Source organism: Streptomyces fagopyri, assembly GCF_009498275.1.
Lineage (GTDB): Bacteria > Actinomycetota > Actinomycetes > Streptomycetales > Streptomycetaceae > Streptomyces > Streptomyces fagopyri.
Genome location: NZ_CP045643.1, coordinates 1,745,905 through 1,767,635 on the forward strand (window position 1 = coordinate 1,745,905; position 21,731 = coordinate 1,767,635).

Annotated in this window: 16 protein-coding genes; 4 read left to right on the forward strand and 12 right to left on the reverse strand. The window is 71.4% G+C overall.

Annotation, left to right across the window (positions count from 1 at the left end; translation table 11 throughout):
• Positions 1 to 2: 2 nt before the first annotated feature.
• Genes GFH48_RS07435 through GFH48_RS07445 form a run of 3 tightly spaced genes read right to left on the reverse strand, consistent with a single transcriptional unit; the run spans position 3 to position 3,650 of the window.
• The gene (locus GFH48_RS07435; RefSeq protein ID WP_153292766.1) at positions 3 to 1,028 is read right to left on the reverse strand and encodes an ABC transporter permease; all 1,026 of its coding nucleotides are present in this window, start codon (positions 1,026 to 1,028) and stop codon (positions 3 to 5) included.
• Positions 1,021 to 2,577, reverse strand: a complete 1,557-nt coding sequence (locus tag GFH48_RS07440; RefSeq protein WP_153287501.1) for a sugar ABC transporter ATP-binding protein — start codon at positions 2,575 to 2,577, stop codon at positions 1,021 to 1,023. The genes GFH48_RS07435 and GFH48_RS07440 overlap by 8 nt, the downstream gene beginning before the upstream one ends.
• The gene (locus tag GFH48_RS07445) at positions 2,574 to 3,650 is read right to left on the reverse strand and encodes a sugar ABC transporter substrate-binding protein (RefSeq protein ID WP_153287502.1); all 1,077 of its coding nucleotides are present in this window, start codon (positions 3,648 to 3,650) and stop codon (positions 2,574 to 2,576) included. The genes GFH48_RS07440 and GFH48_RS07445 overlap by 4 nt, the downstream gene beginning before the upstream one ends.
• Positions 3,651 to 3,843: 193 nt before the next feature.
• On the opposite strand from GFH48_RS07445, the gene GFH48_RS07450 reads away from it, so the two are divergent.
• A complete protein-coding gene (locus tag GFH48_RS07450; protein WP_194280522.1) occupies positions 3,844 to 4,566 on the forward strand; it encodes a FadR/GntR family transcriptional regulator in 723 nt (240 codons plus the stop codon).
• Positions 4,567 to 4,590: 24 nt separating this feature from the next.
• On the opposite strand, the gene GFH48_RS07455 is transcribed toward GFH48_RS07450, so the two are convergent.
• Genes GFH48_RS07455 through GFH48_RS07480 form a run of 6 tightly spaced genes read right to left on the reverse strand, consistent with a single transcriptional unit; the run spans position 4,591 to position 14,100 of the window.
• The gene (locus GFH48_RS07455; RefSeq protein ID WP_153287503.1) at positions 4,591 to 7,608 is read right to left on the reverse strand and encodes an alpha-mannosidase; all 3,018 of its coding nucleotides are present in this window, start codon (positions 7,606 to 7,608) and stop codon (positions 4,591 to 4,593) included.
• Positions 7,609 to 7,638: 30 nt separating this feature from the next.
• On the reverse strand, positions 7,639 to 9,648 hold the full coding sequence (locus GFH48_RS07460) for an endo-beta-N-acetylglucosaminidase (RefSeq protein WP_153287504.1): 2,010 nt from the start codon (positions 9,646 to 9,648) through the stop codon (positions 7,639 to 7,641).
• Between the two features lie 39 nt (positions 9,649 to 9,687).
• Positions 9,688 to 10,920: a glycoside hydrolase 5 family protein gene (locus GFH48_RS07465; RefSeq protein WP_153287505.1), complete on the reverse strand. Its 1,233-nt coding sequence runs from the start codon at positions 10,918 to 10,920 to the stop codon at positions 9,688 to 9,690.
• Between the two features lie 34 nt (positions 10,921 to 10,954).
• Entirely contained in the window at positions 10,955 to 11,866 is a 912-nt protein-coding gene (locus tag GFH48_RS07470) for a carbohydrate ABC transporter permease (protein ID WP_153287506.1), read from the reverse strand.
• Positions 11,863 to 12,801 carry a carbohydrate ABC transporter permease gene (locus GFH48_RS07475; RefSeq protein ID WP_153287507.1) on the reverse strand — a complete coding sequence of 313 codons (939 nt, stop codon included), beginning with the start codon at positions 12,799 to 12,801 and terminating at the stop codon, positions 11,863 to 11,865. The genes GFH48_RS07470 and GFH48_RS07475 overlap by 4 nt, the downstream gene beginning before the upstream one ends.
• A gap of 6 nt (positions 12,802 to 12,807) precedes the next feature.
• Positions 12,808 to 14,100, reverse strand: coding sequence for an ABC transporter substrate-binding protein (locus tag GFH48_RS07480; RefSeq protein WP_153287508.1), 1,293 nt, complete (start codon positions 14,098 to 14,100; stop codon positions 12,808 to 12,810).
• Between the two features lie 221 nt (positions 14,101 to 14,321).
• Here GFH48_RS07480 and GFH48_RS07485 point away from each other — a divergent pair, with 221 nt between their 5' ends.
• Positions 14,322 to 15,368 carry a LacI family DNA-binding transcriptional regulator gene (locus tag GFH48_RS07485; protein WP_153287509.1) on the forward strand — a complete coding sequence of 349 codons (1,047 nt, stop codon included), beginning with the start codon at positions 14,322 to 14,324 and terminating at the stop codon, positions 15,366 to 15,368.
• A 334-nt stretch (positions 15,369 to 15,702) separates the two neighbouring features.
• Positions 15,703 to 16,434, forward strand: a complete 732-nt coding sequence (locus GFH48_RS07490; protein ID WP_153287510.1) for a dienelactone hydrolase family protein — start codon at positions 15,703 to 15,705, stop codon at positions 16,432 to 16,434.
• Positions 16,435 to 16,970: 536 nt separating this feature from the next.
• Here the strand turns inward: GFH48_RS07490 and GFH48_RS07495 are convergent.
• Complete coding sequence (locus GFH48_RS07495) at positions 16,971 to 19,319, reverse strand: alpha-L-fucosidase (protein ID WP_153287511.1); 2,349 nt, start codon at positions 19,317 to 19,319, stop codon at positions 16,971 to 16,973.
• Between the two features lie 254 nt (positions 19,320 to 19,573).
• Here GFH48_RS07495 and GFH48_RS07500 point away from each other — a divergent pair, with 254 nt between their 5' ends.
• Positions 19,574 to 20,917: an amidase gene (locus GFH48_RS07500; RefSeq protein ID WP_153287512.1), complete on the forward strand. Its 1,344-nt coding sequence runs from the start codon at positions 19,574 to 19,576 to the stop codon at positions 20,915 to 20,917.
• A gap of 60 nt (positions 20,918 to 20,977) precedes the next feature.
• Here GFH48_RS07500 and GFH48_RS07505 read toward each other — a convergent pair whose 3' ends face one another.
• Together GFH48_RS07505 and GFH48_RS38490 are read right to left on the reverse strand one after the other, a co-directional pair.
• Positions 20,978 to 21,457, reverse strand: a complete 480-nt coding sequence (locus tag GFH48_RS07505) for a GNAT family N-acetyltransferase (protein ID WP_153287513.1) — start codon at positions 21,455 to 21,457, stop codon at positions 20,978 to 20,980.
• Positions 21,458 to 21,517: 60 nt separating this feature from the next.
• A complete protein-coding gene (locus tag GFH48_RS38490; protein WP_194280523.1) occupies positions 21,518 to 21,694 on the reverse strand; it encodes a hypothetical protein in 177 nt (58 codons plus the stop codon).
• Positions 21,695 to 21,731: the final 37 nt, after the last annotated feature.

A 21,731-nucleotide genomic window follows, 5' to 3' on the forward strand; every position in this document is an offset into this window, starting at 1 on the left:
GGTCAGTCCTGGGCACGTCCGGTGGTCACACGGGCGATCATCAGGGCGACCAGGATGATTCCGCCGTAGATCGCCTGGATCCAGAAGGACGGCACCTGCGCGAGGGTGAGCAGGTTCTGGACGACGCCCAGCAGCAGGACGCCGGTGAGGGCGCCGAACATGGTGCCCCTGCCGCCGTCGAGGCTGATGCCGCCGATGACCGCGGCCGCCATCACCGTGAAGATCATGTTGTTGCCCTGGTTGGCGCTGATCGCGCCGACGTAACCGGTCTGCATGATCCCGCCGACCGAGGCGAGGACGCCCGCGACGACCGACACCCCGAGCAGTACCCGGTCGACACGGATGCCGGCCGCGCGGGCGGCGTCCGTGTTGCCGCCGATCGCGTACAGGGCGCGGCCGATCCGGTGGTACTTGAGGATCAGCCCGGCGACGCCGAAGGCGACGGCGGCCAGCCACACGGAGAGCGGAACGCGCAGGAAGGTGGAGGTGGCCAGGGAGAAGAACGCGTCGGGCATGCCGAACAGCGTCTTGCCCTTGGTCGCGCCGACCAGCAGGCCGCGCAGGACGATCAGCATCGCGAGGGTGACGATGAAGGCGTTGAGCTTCAGCTTCACCACGAGGACGCCGTTGAAGGCCCCGATGACGCCGCCCACCACGAGGACCCCCAGGAGGGCGATCCCGGCCGGCCATTCCGTGCCCCAGCCGGACTGGGCGGCGGGCAGGACCAGCAGCGCGCCGACGGCGGGCGCGATTCCGACGACCGACTCCAGCGACAGGTCGATCTTGCCGGTGATCAGGATGAGCGACTCGGCGAGGACGACCATCGCGAGGGCCGCGGAGGCACCGAGGATGGAGATGAGGTTCCGCTCGGTGAGGAAGGAGTCGTTGACGATCGCGCCCAGCACCATGAGCAGCAACAGGGCGGGAACGAGCGCGAGTTCGCGTGCGCGTCGGAGCAGTACGGTCTTGGTGGCACGCCCGTCGCCCAGTCGTGCGGCGGCGAACGGCGGGGCCTTCGTCTCAGCCACCGGGGCCTCGCTCTCCTCGGCCGGGGGTCCGGGGTTGACCCCCCGGGGAGATGCCGTAGCCATGGTCCACTCCTTCGATGGAGGCGATCAGCTCGTGGTCGTGCCAGCCGGCCGGGTGCTCGGCGACGACACGGCCGTGGAAGAGGACGAGGACGCGGTCGCAGCGGCGCAGGTCGTCGAGTTCGTCGGAGACCACGAGCACGGCGGTGCCGTCGTCGCGGGCGCTGTCCACACGGGACAGCAGCGACTCCTTGGACTTCACGTCGACGCCCGCGGTGGGGTTGATGAGGATGAGCAGCCGCGGGTCGGAGGCGAGGGCGCGGGCCATCACGACCTTCTGCGCGTTGCCGCCGGACAGGTCGGAGACGGGCTGGTCGGGCCCTTCGGCGTGGATGTCGAGGCGGTCGATCAGTTCGTCGGCGAACTCGCGTCTGCGGTCGGTGGCGATGAAGCCGTAACGGCCGAGCCGGTTCAGGACGCTCATGGTGGCGTTGTCGCCGATGGTCATGCCGGAGACGAGTCCCTGCTCGTGCCGGTCGCGCGGCACGCAGCCGACGCCTGCCCTGAGCGCGGCCTGCACGTCGCCGAACGGGAGTCGCTCCCCGTCGAGTCGGGCCGTCCCGCCCGTCGGCCGGTACAGGCCGGCGAGCGACTCGGCCAGCTCGATCTTGCCGCTCGCGCTGGACCCGGCGAGCCCGACGACCTCGCCCCGGCGGACGGTGAGGTCGATGGCGTCGTACGCGTCCGAGGTGAGCCCCTCGGTGCGCAGTACGACGGGCGCGTCGTCGGGCGCGGTGTCCCGGACGGCCGCCCGTTCGGCGATCGCCTCGCCGGCCATGGCCTCCACCAGCGCCGGACGCGGAAGTTCGGCGACCGGCGCGGTGGTGATCCAGCGGGCGTCGCGCAGCACGGTGACCGTCTGGCACACCTCGTACACCTCCTGGAGGTGGTGCGAGATGAACAGGAAGGTGACGCCGGACTCCTGGAGCGCGCGCATCCGGGTGAAGAGCCGTTCGATCTCCCGGTTGTCGAGCTGGGCCGTGGGTTCGTCGAGGACGATGAACCGGGCGCCGAAGCTCAACGCCCGTGCGATCTCGACCATTTGACGGTCCTCGACCTTGAGGTCGGCGGTGCGGGCCTCCGGATCGACCCGTACGTCCCAGGTGGCCAGGACGTCGGCCGCCTCGGACCGCAGTCTGCGCCAGCTGATCAGTCCGCCGCGTCCGGTCGGCTGCCGGTTGATGAAGAGGTTCTCCGCGACCGTCAACTCCGGTACGACGGTGGGTTTCTGGTAGACGCAGGCCACCTTGCGGCGCCAGGCGTCGCGGTCGGTGAGCGGGGGCGCGGGTTCGCCGTCGAAGCTGACCGTGCCCTCGTCGGGGGCCTGCAGACCGGTGAGGATCGTGACGAGGGTGGACTTGCCCGCGCCGTTGCGCCCTACGAGGGCATGGGACTCGCCCGGCAGGACGGTGAGCCGGCCGTCTTGGAGGGCGACGGTGGGGCCGTACCGCTTGGCGACCCCGCGCGCCTCCACCAGTGGTGTACTCATTTGACCGTGTTGCCCCAGAGCTCGGGGTCGTCGACGTTGTCCTTGGTGACCAGCGGCGCGGGCAGCTGGTCCTCCAGGATGCCGCCGGGCAGCTCGACGATCTTGGAGTCGTGGTCGGTCGGTCCGGTCTTGAACGTCTTGCCCTGCATGGCCGCCTTGATGTAGTACATGCCGTACTTGGCGTAGGCGTCGGCGGGCTGGGAGACGGTGGCGTCGATCTCGCCCTTGCGGATGGCGTCGAACTCCTGCGGGATGCCGTCGTTCGAGACGATCGCGATGTGGCCGGCCTGACCCGCCTTCTTCAGCATCCCCTTCGACTTCAGGGTCTGCAGTGTGGGCGCGAGGTAGACACCGCCCGCCTGCATGTAGATGCCCTTGATGTCGGGGTTGGCGTTCAGCAGCGTGTCCAGCTTGGAGGCCGCGGTGTCGGACTCCCACTTGGCGGGGATCTCCAGGACCTTGAGCTTCGGGTAGTTCTTCTTCACGCAGGAGCGGAACGCCTCGGAGCGGTCACGGCCGTTGACCGAGGCCAGGTCGCCCATGATCTGCACGACCTTGCCCGAACCGATCTGCTTGCCCAGGTACTCGCAGGCCTTCTCGCCGTACGCGACGTTGTCGGCGCGGACGACCATGGCGACCTTCCCCTTGTCGGGGGCCACGTCGACGGCGACCACGGGGACGCCCTTGCGGTCGGCCTGGTCGAGACCGGCGACGATCGCGGCGCTGTCCAGCGGGGCCACCACGAGCCCCTTCACGCCCTGGTTGAGCTGGTTGTTGATGTCGGTGATCTGCTGGGACGGATCGCTGTTGGAGTTGACGGTCTTGAGGGCGTCGACGCCCTCGGACTTCGCCATCTTGGGTACGTAGTCGTTGTAGGACTGCCAGAACGGCGAGGTCAGCAGGGGCAGGATCACTCCGACCTTGCCACTGCCGTCGCCTCCCCCGCCGCCGGAGGCGACGTCGTCCTTGGTGCTGCCGCACGCCGCGAGCACGAGGGTCGCGCAGGCGACCACAGCCGCCGCACTCACTGCCCGCGACGGGATTCGCCTGTTCCGCACTGTTCTGCCGGCCATCTGACGGCTCCTCATTGAGCGAGATCGAGCAGGACGCGTGGCCGGAGTCCCTCTTCCAGCCGGGACGAATATTTATCAGACCACTTTGGGTCCGCAACACCCTGCGGAGCCAACTTTTCCCGGTTTCCGGCCGTAGTGGTCCGACCACATCGGTGGTTAGACTGCGGCGCACCCGGCAACAGGAGGAAGCGGCGTGGACGAGACCCTGTCCCACGGGACGGAGGGCGCCCCCCAGAAGGGCACCGTGACCCAGCGCGCCATCGAGCGGATCAAGGAGATGATCAAAGAGGGCCGCCTCGAGCCCGGACAGCGGCTGCCGACGGAGCGCGATCTCGCCGCCCAGCTGGGCATGTCCCGCAGCTCGATGCGCGAGGCGATCCGCGCGCTCACGGTCCTCGGGGTCCTGGAGGCCAGGCACGGCTCCGGCATCTACGTCACGCGACTGGAGGCCGGGGACCTCCTGGAGACCTTCGGTGTGGTGGCCGACCTCTCGCGCGGGCCGCGGCTGGTGGAACTGCTGGAGGTGCGCCGGATCCTGGAGTCGACGGCGACGGCACTGGCCGCCGCGCGGATCACCCCCGACCAGCTCGCCGAGGTGGAGAAACACCTCGCGGCGATGAACGCGACCGACGACCCGGAGGAGATCCTCGCCCACGACCTGGCCTTCCACCGGGAGATCGCGGCCGCGGCGGGCAACGAGACCATGGCGGCCATCCTGGAGGGGCTGTCCTCGCGCACCTTCCGCGCCCGGGTCTGGCGCGGCTACCAGGAGGAGGGCGCCTTCGAGCGCACCCGCCGCGAACACGCCGCGATCCACCGCGCGCTGCTGGCCCACGACCCGGAGGCGGCCAGAGCGGCCGCCGCCGCGCACGTGGGCGAGGTGGAACAGTGGCTGCGGACCCAGCTCACGCAGTAGCCGGGTCCGCGGCCCGTACGGTGCTCAGGCCCGCTTCAGCCGCAACGTCACCAGCTCGAAGGGGCGCAGCGACAGGGTGATCCGGTCGCCGTCGTGCTCCGGCGGCGCGGCGTCCGCGAGGGGCCGCTCCAGCAGATCGGTCACCGTGACGGCCTCGGTCGCGAAGCCGGCGGTGAGCGTGGCCCGGGTCCGGCCGCCGCGGGACTCGTGGAAGCGAACGACCACGTCACCGCTGCCGTCGTCGGCGAGCTTGACCGCGGTCACCACGACCGCGTCCTGCTCGACGCCCACCAGCGGCACGACCTCGCGCGCCCCCGTCAGATGCCGCTCGGGCAGGTTGATCCGCCATCCCTCGCGCACCGCGTCCCCGATCGCGGCACCGGGCACCAGTGCGTGCCGGAAGCGGTGGACGCCCTGGTCCGTCTCCGGGTCCGGGAAGCGCGGGGCGCGCAGCAGGGACACCCGCACGGTGGTGGTCGTACCGGAGTCGCTGTCGCGCACGGTCCGGGTCACGTCGTGTCCGTACGTGGAGTCGTTGACGATCGCCACCCCCCAGCCCGGTTCCTCGACGTGCACGAACCGGTGGTTGCACGCCTCGAACTTGGCCGCCTCCCATGAGGTGTTGGTGTGGGTGGGCCGGTGGAAGTGCCCGAACTGGGTCTCGGACGCGTACCGTTCGGCGTGCACGTCGAGCGGGAAGGCGAGCTTCAGGAACTTCTCGGTCTCGTGCCAGTCCACCTCGGTGTCGATGCCGAGCCGCCGCTCCCCGGGCGCCAGCGACAGCACCTGGGTGACCCGCGACGCGCCGAAGGACCGGACGACCCGGACCGAGACGCCGTCGTCGCCCGGTCCGACCTCGTCGGCGTCGACCAGGTCGGTGACCGTGTTGCGGTAGAACTCGTCGACGTCCCAGGCGTCCCACATGTTCGGGAAGTCGGGGTGGATCTGGAGCAGGTTCGCGGCCCGGTCCGGTGCGACCGTCTCGCGGCCGGCCTCGATGTCGTACGCCGAGACGACCAGTCCCCCGGCGTCGATCTCCACCCGCAGCAGACCGTTGTCGAGGACGTGTCCGCCGTCCGCCCGCGGGGTGAGCGAGACCTCGCCGGGGTCGGCTGCCGGGCGGGCCGCGCCCGCCGGGACCCCGTCGCGGGTGTGCGGGGCGGAGTTGAACACGAGCCGGGTGGTCCCTTCACCGGCCAGCGCGCGCTGTGCCGCGCCGATGATGCCGTCGAGTTCCGCGGCGACCCGCTCGTAGGTCCGCCGGGCCTCCCGGTGCACCCAGGCGATGGACGAGCCGGGCAGGATGTCGTGGAACTGGTGGAGCAGCACCGTCTTCCAGACGCGGTCCAGCTCCTCGTACGGGTAGCGGAACCCGGTCCGCACCGCCGCGGTCGCCGCCCACAGTTCGGCCTCGCGCAGCAGGTGCTCGCTGCGTCGGTTGCCCTGCTTGGTCCTCGCCTGGCTGGTGAGGGTCGCGCGGTGCAGTTCGAGGTACAGCTCGCCGACCCAGACGGGCGCTTCGGGGTGTTCGGCCTCGGCCTTCGCGAAGAACTCCGCGGGGGTCTCCCACACCACGGTGGCGGAGCCTTCGAGGTTCTTGAGCCGGGCCGCCTTGGCGACCATCTCGCGGGTGGTGCCGCCGCCCCCGTCGCCCCAGCCGGTGGGCGCGAGGGAGTGCCGGGCGACGCCCTTGTCCTTGAAGTTCCTGGCCGCGTGGGCGATCTCGCTGCCCCGCATGGAGCAGTTGTAGGTGTCGACGGGCGGGAAGTGGGTGAAGATGCGGGTGCCGTCGATGCCCTCCCAACGGAAGGTGTGGTGCGGGAACTTGTTGGTCTGTGACCAGGAGATCTTCTGCGTGAGCAGCCACTTGGAGCCCGCGGCCTTGATGATCTGCGGGAGTCCGGCGGCGAAGCCGAAGGTGTCGGGCAGCCAGGCCTCGTCGTTCTCGATGCCGAACTCGTCGAGGAAGAACCTCTTGCCGTGCACGAACTGACGGGCCATCGCCTCCGAACCGGGCATGTTGGTGTCCGACTCGACCCACATGCCTCCGGCCGGGACGAACCGGCCGTCCGCGACGGCCTTCTTCACCCGCGCCCACACCTCGGGGCGGTGCTCCTTCACCCAGGCCCACTGCTGGGCCTGGGACATGGCGAAGACGAAGTCGGGTTCGTCCTCGATGAGCGCGGTCATGTTGGAGGTCGTGCGCGCCACCTTGCGGACCGTCTCGCGCAGCGGCCACAGCCAGGCCGAGTCGATGTGCGCGTGCCCGACGGCGCTGATCCGGTGCGCGGAGGGCACGGCGGGTTCCGCGAGCACGCCCGCCAGCCGGGAGCGGGCCGCGGCGGCGGTGCCGCCCACGTCCTGGAGGTCGACGGCGTCCAGCGCCCGTTCCACCGCGCGCAGGATGTCCCAGCGCCGCGCGGACTCCACCGGCAGCTCGGCCATCAGTTCGCCGAGCACCTCCAGGTCGAGCACCAGCTCCCACACCGTCTCGTCGAGGACCGCGAGGTCCATCCGGGTGAGCGTGTACTGCGGCTCGCCGCCCGCCGTGTCCTTGTCGCCGAGGTGGGTGGGCCGGAAGGGGTGGTAGTCGAGGATCACCGGGTTGGAGGCGGCCTCGATGTGCAGCCGGACCTCCTCACCGCCCTCGGCCGGCGCGGCGACGCGCACCCACTGGTTACGCGGGTTGAGGCCCTTCACCGGGGTGCCGTCGGGACGGTAGACGAGCCCCTCGCACTGGAATCCGGGCATGTTCTCGTCGAATCCGAGGTCGAGGACGGCCTCGACGGTCCGGCCGGCCCAGGCCTCGGGGACGGTCCCGGTGACCCGGAACCAGCTGGTGCCCCACGGAGCGCCCCAGCGCGCGCCCACCTCGATCGTCTCCGGCACGGCCGCGAGCCCCTCGGCGACCGGGACCGGCTCGCCCGGCGCGTGCCACACCGCCACTTCCAGCGGTACGGACTCGGGGTACACGGCGGGTCGGATGCGCTCGTCGAGGACTCGCTTGAGGCGGGCTTCGACCAGGGTGCGGTCGTCATGCATGGGAGAGCTCCGTGGGGTGAGGGGTGCGGGTCACCAGGTGTGGGTGGTCGTGGCCGGGGTCGAGACGGTGAACAGCTCCCCCACCGCGCGCAGTTCGAATCCTGCGGCGGCCTCGCCCTGCTCGGCGGTGAGACCGCCCGCGTAGAACGCGGTCTGGCAGGTGCCGCCGAGGAAGCGACGGGTGCCGTCGGGCAGCGTCCGGTGGAGCTCGTAGTGGCGTACGTCGCCGGTGGCGCCCTGCCAGGCGAAGCGCAGGTTGCCGCCGTCTGCGTCGGTGACGCGCAGGTCGGTGGGGGCGTCGGGGGTCACCGTGGTGTCCCGCACCGCGAGCCCGCCCAGCCGCCAGCTCACGGGACCGGTGCTCGCGGCCAGCCGGACGCCGAGCGCGTGCACGGTGCCCGACAGTCCGGTCAGCCGCACGGTGGACGTCTGCCAGCCGTCGCCCCCGGTGGTGGGTACGGAGATGTAGGTGTACGGGGGTGCTCCGCCCGCGGCGCCCGGCTCCGCGGTGGCGACGGCCAGCTCCAGAGAGGTGCTGCCCGCGTCCGTGCGGTGGGTCAGCTCGACCACGGTGTCCGCGCCGAGCGGCAGCCGGGTCGCGTACAGGTCCAGCGTCGTCGGCGCGTCGAGGGCGCCGGTGACCAGGAGGCTGCTGCCGCCCCGCCAGGCGTCGGCGAAGTCGAAGGCGACGGTGGGGCGGTGGCCGGCGGTGCGCACCACCCAGCGGCGGGAGGGCAGCCGGTCCTGGAGACCCAGGTGGTTCCACGCGGTGTCCGACGTCACCTCCCCCTCCTCGTACCACCTGAGGCCGTGGCCGGTGTTGAAGGCGCTCGCGAACGGCAGCGAGCCGACGGTGGAGCGGTCGGCGACGGAGAGTGCCGGGGCACGCCAGCCGGCGCTCGTGGCCGGCTGGGAGGGGTCGAGGGAGGAGCCGGTCCAGAACAGGTCGTCGGCGTGGTGGAAGTCGCCGGGGGTGCGGCCCGCGGGCAGGTGGTTGCGGGTCCACTCGGGCCGGTAGAAGCCGACCGAGGTCACGTGCGCCTTGTCGGCGGGCACGATGGCGTCCCAGTTGACGGACGCGTTGGTGCCGTTGGCCTCGACGTCGACGCCCGCCCACAACTCGTACGGACTGCGGCCGAGTTGCCGGGCGGTCGTGGCGGAGGAGGCCAGACTGCTCGACGACCAGCGGAAGTCGACGAAGAGGGAGTCGGCGGCCTGGAAGAACGTCTTGTTCTGGTTGTTGAGGGCTCCCTGCCAGCCGACGGAGCCGGTCACGGTCATCGCGTCGTACCAGGTGACGCGCTGTCCCTCGGCGGCGCCGAGCGCCTTGAGCTCCTCCAGGAAGCCGAGCACGGCGGTGGCGAGCGCGGTGTCGCCGCCGCTGGTCTCGGCGTTGACGAACCAGCCGTCGAAGCCGTGGGCGGCCGCCACCGCGACCAGTTGGGCCGCGAGCGGATAGTGCCCGGTGGCGTCCTTCTGCACCAGGTCGCGGGTCCACTGGATACGGCCGCCGTAGGCGACGGGTGGCAGGAAGACGTTGCCGAGGACGGGCACGCCGTGCCGGTGGGCCGCGTCCACGATCGGGGCGTTCGGCGCGAGGATCAGTCCCTCGCCGGACGAGCCTCCCCAGAAGACCAGTTCGTCGAGGTAGGCCCAGTGGGTGAGGGCGTAGTAGTCGGCGTCGGCCGCGCCCTGGGCGGGGTTGCCCGACGTCGGGCCGAAGGAGACGAGGGACTGGACACGGGCCTGGCCGGCGCGGGCGGTGGTGTTCGCGGGGGTCGGGGTGAAGCGCGCGGCGAGCGGCACGGAGGCCGCGTTGAACGCCAGGTCCGTGTCGCCGGCGGCGCTCCATGTCTTCAGACTGCGCCAGGTGATGCCGGCGCCGGGGGTGCCCGGGGGCAGCGAGTCCGGGTACCAGTAGGAGACGTACGGCTGGAGGTCGCGCCCGGCGGCGGCCGCGCGCCCGGGGACGCCGGGCAGTGCGGGGGTGAGCGCCGCGGCGCCCGCGGCGAGCAGAAGGGCGCGTCTGCTGAGGTTCACTGTGTGCTCCGTGTCGTCGTGGGGACGGGTGGGGACGGGCTACTCGGTGACCTGATCGGGTGTGACGACTTCGGTGATGCCACGGGCCGCGAGGTGGTCCTTGTCGTCGGCGCGGCTCGCGAGAACGGTGGTGGGACGGGCGCCGTCGGCGGTCAGCCGGGCGAAGGCCTCGAAGACCGGGCCGCCGGGGGCGCAGACGGATCGGCCGTGAGCGGTGTCGACGACGAGCGCGGTCGTGCGCGCGGACGGCCGGTGTGTCCGTCCCTCGCCGGCGATCCGGGCGATGGTCCGCGCGGCCGGCTTGGGCCGCCGGTCGTTGGTCAACAGGCCGAGGCCGTATTCGAGTTCGGGGAAGTCGGCCAGGTCGCGGCTGACGTCGTGCGAGCACCACCAGGTGATGCCCCACAGGTCGGGGCAGTCGAGTGCGTTCGTGACGGTCGCCTCGGTGAAGGCGGCCGCGTGCTCGGCCTCGATCAGCGGGGCGGGCGCGCCGACCTCCTGGAGCCACACCGGGCGGCCCGGGTCGTCGGCCCAGGCCTTGGACAGCTCGACCAGGTAGGCGGCGTGGTGCTCGGTGGCGACGCCCCGGCGTCCGTGCCGTTGGGCCGTGCCGTTGAACACCCAGGAGTGGACGGCGGTGAGGGCACCGAGCCGGGCCGAGTGCTCGGGCGTGAACGGCTGGTCGTCCTGGTACCAGGCGGCGTCGTAGGAGGCGTGCAGGTGCGGCTTGCCCGGAGCGCCCTCCTCGCAGGCCGCGAGCAGGCGGGTCAGCCACGCTCCGGCCTGCTCGGGCGTGATGCGGTCCGGGTCGGGATGCGGCCCGGCGGCGAACTGGTTGACCTCGTTGCCGATCGTCATGCCGAGGAAGTTCGGCCGGTCGGCGAGGGCGGCGGCCAGGGTGCGCAGGTACTCCGCCTCCGCCTCGACCACCCGCGGGTCGGTGAAGATGTTCCGCCGGTGCCAGGTCTGCGTCCACGCGGGCAGGAAGTCGAAGCTCGACAGGTGCCCCTGCAGTCCGTCGACGTTGACGTCGAGCCCGCGTTCGGCGGCGGCGTCGGCGAGCGCCACGAGCTGTTCGACGGCGCGCGGCCGGATCAGGGTGCGGTTGGGCTGGAAGTAGGGCCACAGCGGGAAGACCCGGATGTGGTCGAGGCCGAGCGCGGCGATCGAGTCGAGGTCGGCGCGGACGGAGTCGAGGTCGAAGTCGAGCCAGTGGTGGAACCACCCTTCGCTCGGGGTGTAGTTGACGCCGAAGCGCACGGCAGAGGACATGCGGGATCCTTGCGAGATCGAAGGACGGACGGGTTCAGCCCTTGACGGCGCCCTCGCCCACACCGCGGAAGAAGTACCGCTGGAGACAGGCGAAGAGCGCGATCAGGGGGGCCACGGCGATGATCGTGCCCGCGGCGACGAGCCGCTCGTCGTTGGCGAACGTGCCGTGCAGGTAGTTGAGTCCGATGGTCAGGGTGAACTTGGAGGGATCGCTGAGCACGATGAGGGGCCACAGGAAGTCGTCCCAGGCGCCCATGAAGGCGAAGATCGCGACGACGGCGAGGGTGCCCTTCACCGACGGCAGCGCGATCCGCAGGAACCGCTGCCAGACGTTCGCGCCGTCGATGTAGGCCGCCTCCTCGATCTCGTAGGGGAGGTTGAGGAAGGCGTTGCGCATCAGCAGGACGTTCATCGCGCCGACGCAGCCGGGCAGGACGACGCCGATGAGCGTGTTGTTCAGGCCGAGTTCACGCATGGTGGTGAACTGGGCGATGATGATGCCCTCCACGGGGACCAGCATCGCGAGGATGAAGACGAGCGTCGCCGCCTTGCGGCCGCGGTAGCGCAGCCGGGCCAGGGCGTAGCCGGCGAGGGCCGAGCCGGCACAGTTCGTCACGACGTTGGCGCCCGCGACCTTGAGCGAGTTCACCGCGTAGTCCCAGACGGGGATGGTGTCGGCGACCCGCTGGTAGTTGTGCAGTGTCGGGTGGCCGGGCAGGAGCGCAGGCGGCGACTGGAAGATGTCCTCGCTCGGCCCCTTGAGCGAGGTGGACAGCTGCCACAGGAACGGGCCGACGGTCAGGGCGAGGACGGCGAGCAGCAGCAGGTACCGCAGGACGAGTTCCCACACCCGGACGCGACGGCCGTGCTCGTCGGTGACGCGGGGGCGGGGCCGGCGCTCCGGTGCCGGAGCGCCGGCGGGTCGTACCTTCTCCAGCACGGTCACGCGTCCTCCTTCCGGTCGGCCCGCAGCACAAGCAGCATCAGCGCGACGGTGACGACGAAGACGACGACGGAGAGGGCGGAGGCGTAGCCCACCCGGCCGGTCAGTCCGGTGCCGGTGCGCTGGACCAGCATGACGAGGGTGGTGTCCTCGCCCGCCGGTCCGCCGTCCGGGCCCGCCATCAGGTACACCTCGGAGAACACCTTGAAGGCGGCGACCGAGGAGAGCGCGCCGACCAGCACCATGGTGGAGCGGACGGCGGGCACGGTGACGGTGAGGAAGCGGCGTACCGCCCCCGCGCCGTCGACCGACGCCGCCTCGTGCAGCTCGCGCGGTACGTTGGCGAGCGCGGCCAGATAAATGATCATGTAGTAGCCGAGGCCCTTCCAGACCGTGACGGCCATGGCGCTCAGCAGGAGCAGCCACTGGTCGCTGAGGAAGCCGGCCCTGCCGACGCCGACCGTCTCCAGCAGCGAGTTCACCAGGCCGCGTTCGTCCAGCAGCCACACCCAGATCAGGCCGACCACGACGATGGAGGCGACGACCGGCGTGTAGAAGGCGGACCGGAAGAAGGTGATGCCGGGGATGTTCTTCTGCACCAGCAGGGCGAGCAGCAACGGCAGCAGGACGAGCGCGGGGACCACCCCGACGACGTACAGCGTGCTGTTGCGCAGCCCGATCCAGAACATGTCGTCGTGCAGCAGCTCCCGGTAGTTGGCGAGGCCCACGAACGTGCCGGGGATCAGGGTGCGGCGGTCGGTGAAGGAGTTGACCACCGTCGAGACGAACGGATAGAGGATGAAGACACCCGTGATCAGCAGTCCCGGTGCGGCGAACAGCCAGGGGCCGGCCGGAAGCCGGCGTCGGACCCGGGGGGCCGCGCTGGGCGTCCGCGCGCCGCGCCGCACGTCGCCGGATACGGTCGAGGAACTCGCCATGCCGGATCAGCCCTGCTGCTGGAGCAGCCGGTCGCAGGCCTTGACAGCGTTGTCAAGGGCCGTCTTGGGGCTCTCCTTGCCCTGGAGCGCCTTGGCGACCTCGTTGCGCAGCGCGGTCTTCATCTGCTCGCTGAAGAGGACCGGCGTGTAATTGACCGCGTTCTTCAGGGACTTGGCGGCGGCGATCCGCACCCGTGTCTCGTCGCTCCCGTCCTCCTTGGTGAAGTACGGGTCGTCGAGTGAGCCCGCGGTGCTCGGGAAGATCGCCACCTTCTTGGCGAACGACATCTGGTTCTGCGCGTCGGTGACGAAGTGCGCGAAGGCGACCGACGCCGGGGTGTGCTTGGTGCGCGAGTTGACCATGACGCCCATGACGTACATGTTCACCTTGCCGGTGCTGGTGATCTGGTCCGTGATGCCGATGTTCCGGTAGAGGCTCGGCGCCTGCTTCTTGAAGTTGCCGAGGTCCAGGGCGCTGCCCGGGTTCATGGCGACGGCGCCGGTGAGGAACTTCTTGCCGGACGACTCCGGGGTCGCGGTGAGCGCCTGCGGGTCGAGCGCCTTGGCGTCGTACAACTCCTTGTACTTGGTCAGGAGCTCTATGCCCTTGGCGTCGTTGAAGGCGAAGGAGGTGCCTTCCTTGTTCATCAGCTCGACGCCGTAACGCCCGAAGTCCTCGACGGTGGGCACGTTGGCGAGCGTGGCCACCTTGCCGTCGGTCTTCTGGGCCAGCCGCAGCGCGTCGGCGAACAGGTCGTCGTAGGTCGTCGGCGGCTTGGACGCGTCGAGTCCGGCCTTCTCGAACAGCGACTTGTTGTAGAAGAGCGGCCCGGTGTTGAGGTACCACGGGAAGGCGTAGGTCCCGGTCATGCCGGGTACCTGGTGGCCGGCCCAGGCACCGTCCAGGTACTCCTTCCTGTACTGGGCGGCCGACTTGTCGAGGTCCAGCGCGAGGCCCGCCTTGGCGAGCGGGGCGACCAGGTCCGGGGAGACGTTGACGACGTCGGGCAGGGTACCGCCGGCCGCGTCCGCGCTGATCTTGTCGGCGTAGCCCTCCGCGGGCTGGTCGACCCACTTCACATGGGTGTCCGGGTACTTCTTCTCGAAGTCCGCGATCACGCCCTCGAAGTACTCCTTGAAGTTGGCCCTCAGGTTCCAGGTCTGGAAGGTGATGTCGCCCTCGACCTTGCCCGAGGCGTCCGTCGAGCCACCGCCGTCGTTCCCGGAGCCGCAGGCACTCAGCGGCAGGACGACGGCGACGGCAGCGGCGGCGGCGAGAACTCTGCGGGAGATGCGCACGGATGGGGCTCCTCTGCGGTGGGGGGAGAACGGTGCCGGGGCAGACCTTGCATGCAACTCGCCCGAGCAGTCAATGGATTTGACCCAGCTAAACTCTTTAGTGAGGGAACATGGCTGGTCAGAGACGTATGGTCGGCCTCTTGCGACGGATCACTAATGCGCTTTAGATTGACTCAACTCAAGCGCATTAGTGCACAGTCCCAGCAGAACGGGGAGCAAGGTTGCCAGCCAAGCGGTCACCCGCGCGCCGGCCGACGATGAAGGACATAGCGCGGCGCGCGGGGGTCTCGGAGAGCGCGGTCTCCTTCGCTCTCAACGACCGGCCCGGGGTCTCCGAGATCACCCGTGACCGGGTGCGCCGGGTCGCCGAACAGCTGGGCTGGCGGCCGAGCACGGCGGCCCGCGCGCTGTCCGGCGAGGGCGCGGCCACGGTGGGGCTGGTCGTGGCCCGCCCCGCCGACACCCTGGGCGTGGACTCGTTCTTCCTGCAACTGATCTCCGGCATCCAGGAGGTGCTGGCCGAGCGGCACCTCGGGCTGCTCTTCCAGGTGGTGGAGGACGTGGGCGACGAGTGCGCGGTCTACCGGCGCTGGTGGGCCGAGCACCGCGTGGACGGGGTCCTGGTCGTCGATCCGCGGACCGACGATCCACGTCCCGACCTGCTGGAGGAACTGGGCCTGCCCGCGGTGGTGATCGGCGGTGTGCCGGACGCGGGGCACCCCGGGATGTCCACCGTCTGGGCGGACGACGCGGGTGCGATGGCCACGGTGGTGGGCGAGTTGTACGCGCTCGGGCACCGCCGGATCGCGCACATCGCGGGCCTGCCGGGGCTCGCCCACACCGAGCGGCGCATCCGCACCCTGCGTGCGGAGGCGGAGCGCCGGGGTCTGTCCGAGGTGCGGTCACTGACCACGGACTACTCGGACTCCGAGGGTGCTGCCGTCACCCGCCGGGTGCTGGAGAGCGGCGCGCCGCCGACCGCGCTGGTGTACGACAACGACGTGATGGCCGTCGCCGGGGTCGCCGCCGCGACCGAACTGGGCTTCCTGGTACCGCGTGACGTGTCCGTCGTGGCCTGGGAGGACTCGGCGCTGTGCCGCATGGTCAGACCGTGGCTGTCCGCGCTCTCCCGCGACACCCTGGAGTTCGGGCGCACGGCCGCGCGGGAACTGACCGCGCTGCTGGACGGCGGCCCGGCGCGCACGGTCCAGGTGCCGGTGCCGCGGCTGATCGGGCGCGAGAGCACGGGACCGGCCGCCGGCCTCTGACACAGGGGGCACGGCCTCCGGACGCGTCGGTACGGCGGTTGCCGACGAGGACGAGTACGGCCGGTCGGCACCCGGCGGTTTCACCGGGATTCACCCAGGCCCGCCGGAACGCCGTCGGACGAATGACTCCGTGCCCTCCGGCGACCGGCCTTCCGCAGAAAAAACCCGTTGGCGGCCCGCGGCGGCCCCTGCTACTTTTCCGTAGGCCGTGCGAGAGAACGAGGAGGTGGTACCCGTGGACACAGTATCGACATGGGTGCTCCCCTCCGGGGTCACGGTCGGGCGATAGGTCGTCCGGGAGCGCCGATCACGCGCACTCCCGAAAGGCACGACCATGCGATTCACTTCGGAACAGCGTTTCGACGACGGCGTCCTCGAACGCGAATTCACCCTCGGCGAGATCCCCGGCGTCCTGTGGACGCCCCCGTCCTCGTCCGCGCCGGCGCCGCTGATCCTGCTCGGCCACCCCGGCGGACTACGGAGGATGCACCCCCGACTGGCGGCCCGAGCCCGGCACTCGGCCGCGGACGGCTTCGCCTCGGTCACCGTCGAGCTCCCCGGGAGCGGTGACCGGCCCCGCTGGCCCGCCCTCGAACAGGCCCGCGCCGACCTGCACCGGGCGATGAAGGCCGGCGAGCCGGTCGGCGACGAGATCATCGACGCCCTCGTCCTCCCGCTGGTCGAGAAGGCGGTCCCGGAATGGCGGGACACCCTGGACGCCGTCCTGTCGTTGCCCGAGATCGGTGGCCCGGTCGGGTACTCGGGCGGAGTGATCTCCATCGGGACGCGGCTGGCGGTGGTCGAGCCGCGCATCTCGGCCGCCGTCCTGTTCGCCGGGAGTTTCGTACCCCGCGTCATGTTCGAGGAGGCCCGGCAGGTCACCGTCCCCCTGCACGTCCTGCTGCAGTGGGACGACGAGGGGAACGACCGGCAGTCGGCCCTGGACCTGTTCGACGCCTTCGGCTCCAAGGAGAAGACCCTGAACGCCAACATGGGCGGCCACGCCGGCGTCCCGGAGTCCGCCGGGGAGGCTGCGGCCCGGTTCTTCACCCGGCACCTGAGGTGAGGCCGGACGATCGGGCCATCTGCGGACCGTAGGTCCGTCGGCGGGGCCACCGGCCGACGGTAGGCCGCGTCGGTCGGGACGCCGCTCGTGGAGGAAGGGCTCCGGCCCTCCTCGATGCCGGCGCCCTGCCGGCTCGCCCGCCCCGAGCGCGGCGGTACCGGCCATCAGCGGTACCGCCCGGTCAGGCCGGCGGCCTACCGGGGGATGTTCCCGCAGGCCCGGGTCGGCCGGGTGACCGCCCTCCGGTCCTCCGGGGTCCGGTCCTCCGGGGTTCCGGTCCTCCGGGGTTCCGGGGTTCCGGGTTCCGGGGTCCGGAGTCCGGAGTCCGGAGTCCCGGGGGGTCCCGGAGTCCCGGGGCCGGCTCGCGCCCGGTCCGGGGTCCGCGCGCGTCGTCGGCGGCGGCAGCGCGCGAACCGTGCGCGTGCGGCGCCGTGGAAGTCACGGCCGCGGCGCCGCCCTGGGCCGGACCCACCCCGCGCCGCGGGACCCGTCCGCGCACCACGACCGTGGTCACGATGTCCGTGATCGCACGGGCGTCAGTCGCGCCACTCCACCTTGAACACCCAGACGTACCGGCCGGACCTGCGGGCCGCCTCCGGCACGTCGATGACCAACGCACCCTTACGCACCGTCCAGTTGAGCGGCCGGTCGTGGCCCAGCAGGGTCACCCGGTCGCCGCCGCGGACCGGCACCGGCGCCTCGACGGTGAGTGTGGCGCCGGGCGCGGTCAGCGAGTGGATGTAGAAGGCCTCGTTCTGCCGCACGGTGAACCGCAGGTCCTCACCGAGCTGCGCCATCCGCGACCAGTACGTCGTGTCGTAGATCGCCTCGCCGTTGACCTTCAGCCACCGTCCGGTCTCGCGCAGCCGGGTCTGCATGATCTCCGGGATGGTGCCGTCGGCGCGCGGCCCGATGTCGAGCAGGAGGTTGCCGTTCTTGGAGACGATGTCGACCAGGCTGCGGACCACCTCCTCGGCGGTCATGTACGCCGCGTCGGGCGTCGCCCGGTTGTAGCCGTAGCTGAACGGGTCGAGGCCCCGGCTGGACTCCCACTTGGCGACGACGGTGTTCTCGTACGTCGTGTACTCGGGGGTCGTGAAGTCGTGGAAGCCGATGCCCGCACGGTTGTTGACGGCCACCTCGTAGGGCTTCGGCCGGTTCTTGCCGTGGTTGAAGTATTCGGCGAGCACGTTCAGGCTGTCGTTGGCGCCACCGATGTCGCACCAGATGACGGACGGGTCGTAGCCGTGGATCAGCTCCACCATCTGCGCGGCCTGATAGTCCCTCACATAGTCCTTGCCCGCGGTGTATCCGGTGTACGGGACGGGTTCCTGGGTGTACGGATTGCGCGGGGCGTGGCCCGACCAGGGGTTGTCGGGGTTGAACCACTCGGGCATGGAGAAGTACAGGCCGCGGTGCAGTTCGGGCGTGAACCTGCGTGAGGCGTCGAAGAGTTCGCGGACCAGGTCGCGTCGCGGACCCGCCTTCACGGCGCTGCGGTCGGACACCCGCGTGTCCCACAGGGCGAATCCCTCGTGGTGTTTCGAGGTGAGGACGTGGTACTGGGCGCCGGCGTCCCGGAACAACTCCACCCAGGCGCGCGGATCGAACCGGTGGGCCGTGAACATGGGGATGAAGTCGTCGTAGGCGAAGTCCTCCCCGTACTTCTCCCGGTGGTAGGCGTACACCGCGTTGTCCGGGTTCTGGAGGTTGCTCCAGTACCACTCGGCGTACTGTTCGCCCACCGGTGACCAGGCGGGCACCGAGTAGACGCCCCAGTGGATGAAGATGCCGAACTTGGCGCGGTGGAACCAGTACGGGGCCTGGTGGCCGGCGAGGGACTCCTCGGTGGGGCGGTAGTCGGGCACCCCGAGGGTCAGGGTGCGGCGGGCGGCGGCCGCCTGCCGGCCACCGCCTTCGACGACCACCGTTCCCTCGCGCGCGGTGCCGGGTGCCGTGCCCACGCGGTTGCGGATGCCGACGCGGACCCGCGCCTGCTCGCCGGGGTCGAGGCGGGTCACCCGCGCGGGCTCGACGGTGCGGGCCCCGGGCACCTCGACGCCGACCCTCACCCGGTCGCCCGCGAGGACGGCCACGGTTCCCGCGTTGACGACGGTGGCCTCCACGCTCTGCGCGCCGGTCGACTCCAGCAGCGAGAAGGTGGAGCGCGCGTCCCGCAGGGCCAGCGCGCGTCCCTGGGCGACCGGTTGGAGGGAGAGGGCGAAGACGTGCAGCGAGGCCTGGTTCTCCTTGGCCGGCCGGGTGGTCGGCAGGGTGAGGGCGACCGCCTCGCGCCGCGGGTCGATCCAGACCTCGGCCGTACCGATCCCGACGCCGTGCTCGTCCTTGCCGCCGTCCGGCCGGTAGCGGTACGGGACGGACAGCGAGCCGCCCGTCGCGTACCAGTCCGCGCCGCCGAGTCCGGCGGTCGTCGTCGAACCGTCGGCGTAGTGCACGGTGGCCGTGCCGGAGGCGTCGCCGTAGCTGCACGCCGTGAGGAACAGGGCCGAGAGATAGCGGCCCCGGGGAAGGTCGACGCGCTGGCCGAGGGCGACCACGTTGTTCCTGGCGCCCGCCGCGGAGGACGGGAAGAGGAAAGGGATGCCGTCCACCTCGACCGGGCCCTCGGGGAGTTCCTCGCCGGGGAAGGTGTAGCCCGAACCGTCGAAGTCGCCGCCGGTGGCGTCCGCGCGGTCGACGCCGTCGTTGTCGAAGTGTGCGTCGAGCGGTACGGGGAGCGGGTCGGGGACGGGAACCCACTGCGGCGCCCGCCCTTCGGCGGGTTCGGCGGCCCGCGCCCCGGTCGCGGCGGTGAGCGGAAGAGCCGTCGCGGCGGCGACGGCCGCGGTGGCTCCCAGAACCTGACGTCTTGGATACGTACTCATGAGCGGCTCCAATTCATCGGATGTCTGATGATGAGACGGGTTCCGATGACTGTCAACGAGGCCTGAAAGGAGAAAAGTTGCGGGAGTCGTCGGATGACCTGGCAGTGCGTCCGGACCGCCGGACGACCTCCCGGCGAAAAGCCCAGGAGAGCCGGGGTGAATGTCCCGGCGCGGCGGCCCTCGACGCGAGGCCCCGCGTCCCGGCACAGTGCTTCTCGTACTCGCCAGTAGTTCCCTGCCCCCGAGGAGAACCCGTGACCAGTTGGGCCGGCCGGACCGCCACCGAGATCGCCGCGGCCGTCCGCGAGAAGCGGATCACCCCTCGCGAGGTGGTGGCCGAGCACCTCGCCCGCGTCGAGCGCCTCGACGCCCGTGTCGGCGCCTTCCGGGTCGTACGGTCCGAAGCGGCCCTCGCGGAGGCCGACGCGCTCGCCGCGCGTCCGGACCTGGCCGGACTCCCCCTCGCGGGCGTGCCCGTGGCGGTCAAGGACAATCTGCCGGTACGCGGCGAGTCCTGCCGGCAGGGCTCCGCCGCGACCCCGGACACCGCCGCCGAGGAGGACCACGTCACCGTGGCGCGGCTGCGCGCGGCGGGCGCCGTGGTGGTGGGTCTGACGAACGTGCCCGAGCTCTGCGTCTTCGGCACCTCGGACAGCGTGTTCGGCATCGCCCGCAACCCGTGGGACACCTCGCGCACGGCGGGCGGTTCCTCGGGCGGCAGCGCGGCCGCCGTCGCCGCCGGGATGGTGCCCCTCGCGCTGGGCAATGACGGGATGGGGTCGTTGCGCATCCCGGCGGCCAACTGCGGCCTGGTCGGGCTGAAGCCCGGCCACGGCACGGTCCCCGCCGGCATCGGCCACGGTGACTGGTTCGGCATGTCGGAGAACGGGCCGCTCGCGACCACCGTGGCGGACGCCCGGCTGATGCTGGCGGTCCTGGCGGACACCGAGGCGGTACGGCCCTCCGGAAACCTCGTCCGGAGGGTGGCGGTCTCCCTGCGCAGCCCCCTGGCCGGCGTGACCGTCGGCCGCGTGTACGCGGCGGCGGCCCGGGAGGCGGCCGGGCTGCTGGCCGGAGCGGGGCACGAGGTCCGGCCCTCCGACCCTCCGTACCCGCTCTGGCTGGGCACCACCTCGCTCGCGCACTGGACGGCGGGGACCGCGGTCGACGCCGCCGACCTCGACCCGCGTCGGCTCACCCGCCGCACGCGCGCGCACGCCGCCGTGGGGCGCCGTCTCGTGGCCGGGGTACGCACGGGTGAGCGCCGCGAGCAGCTGCGCGCGCGTCTGGCGCCGTTCTTCGAGGAGCACGACGTGCTGCTGACCCCCGCGCTGGCCCGGCGGGGCCCGGCCGCCGTGGCCTGGCACGAGCGGGGGTGGCTGCGGAACCTGCTGGCCAACACGAACTACTCGCCGCTGACCCCGCCCTGGAACCTCACCGGGTGGCCCGCGATGGCGGTGCCGTTCGGGACCCTGCCGGGCGGCGCCCCGTGCGCCGTGCAGTTGGTCGGACGGCCCGGTTCCGAGCTGGAACTGCTCGAACTCGCGGGGCAGTTGGAAGAGCTGCGGCCCTGGAGGCGGACGGCGCCGCTGGACTGAGGCCGGGCCGGACCGGTCGCCCGGCGGGAAGGGGCGGACACGGCCGCCGGCGCCCGCTCGTCAGAGCGCGCGGTACATGATGTGCAGTCCGACCCGCCCGTGCCGGGGGTGCTCGTAGGCGTCCGGCACGGTGGCCAGGACGGTGAATCCGAGAGAGGTCCACAGCGTGACGGCGGGGTTGGTCTCGACGACGGCGTTGAAGACCATGCCCCGGTAGCCGTCGGCCCTGGCGGCGGTGAGGACGTGCCCGGCGAGCGCGCGGCCGATGCCGCGTCCCGCGTGGTCGGGGTCGACCATGAATCCGGCGTTGGCGATACGGTCGGCGGGACCGCCGTAGTTCGGGGTGACGAAGGCCGAGCCGACGACCGTGCCCGCGTCCTCGGCGACGTACACGCGCTTTCCCGGCGCCATCCACAGGTCCCGGGCCGCGTCGGCCGGGGTGTCGGGGTCCCAGGTGTAGGTCTCGCCCGCGGCGACGATCCGGTGCCAGAAGGGCCAGATCCGCGGCCAGTCGTCGGCCGCGGCTTCTCTGATCAGCATGGACGTGAGTCTGGCACGCCCATGCCGTCAGCTGTCGCGAGGGGTTTCGCGCCGGGTCGGTCAGTCCACGCTGGGCAGGATGTGGGGCTCGGCGAGGTCGTCCTCGTAACCCGCGAGGCGGATCGGCGCGGACCTGGCCCACACGTCGAGGCTTCCCAGCTTCTTCTCGGGCCGGCGGCCCACACGCTCCGTGCGTTCCTTGGGGCGCTGATCGCTATTCGTCTTCTCCGGTGTCACCGCGCACTCCTTATGTGTCGGGTCACCCTCGGGACGT

What these genes read in the sequence shown, in the direction of transcription:
- GFH48_RS07445 (WP_153287502.1), bottom strand. Translation starts at nt 3,650, where the DNA reads ATGGCCGGCAGAACAGTGCGGAACAGGCGAATCCCGTCGCGGGCAGTG.
- GFH48_RS07490 (WP_153287510.1), top strand. Translation starts at nt 15,703, where the DNA reads ATGCGATTCACTTCGGAACAGCGTTTCGACGACGGCGTCCTCGAACGC.
- GFH48_RS07495 (WP_153287511.1), bottom strand. Translation starts at nt 19,319, where the DNA reads ATGAGTACGTATCCAAGACGTCAGGTTCTGGGAGCCACCGCGGCCGTC.
- GFH48_RS07475 (WP_153287507.1), bottom strand. Translation starts at nt 12,801, where the DNA reads ATGGCGAGTTCCTCGACCGTATCCGGCGACGTGCGGCGCGGCGCGCGG.
- GFH48_RS07505 (WP_153287513.1), bottom strand. Translation starts at nt 21,457, where the DNA reads ATGCTGATCAGAGAAGCCGCGGCCGACGACTGGCCGCGGATCTGGCCC.
- GFH48_RS07465 (WP_153287505.1), bottom strand. Translation starts at nt 10,920, where the DNA reads ATGTCCTCTGCCGTGCGCTTCGGCGTCAACTACACCCCGAGCGAAGGG.
- GFH48_RS07455 (WP_153287503.1), bottom strand. Translation starts at nt 7,608, where the DNA reads ATGCATGACGACCGCACCCTGGTCGAAGCCCGCCTCAAGCGAGTCCTC.
- GFH48_RS07440 (WP_153287501.1), bottom strand. Translation starts at nt 2,577, where the DNA reads ATGAGTACACCACTGGTGGAGGCGCGCGGGGTCGCCAAGCGGTACGGC.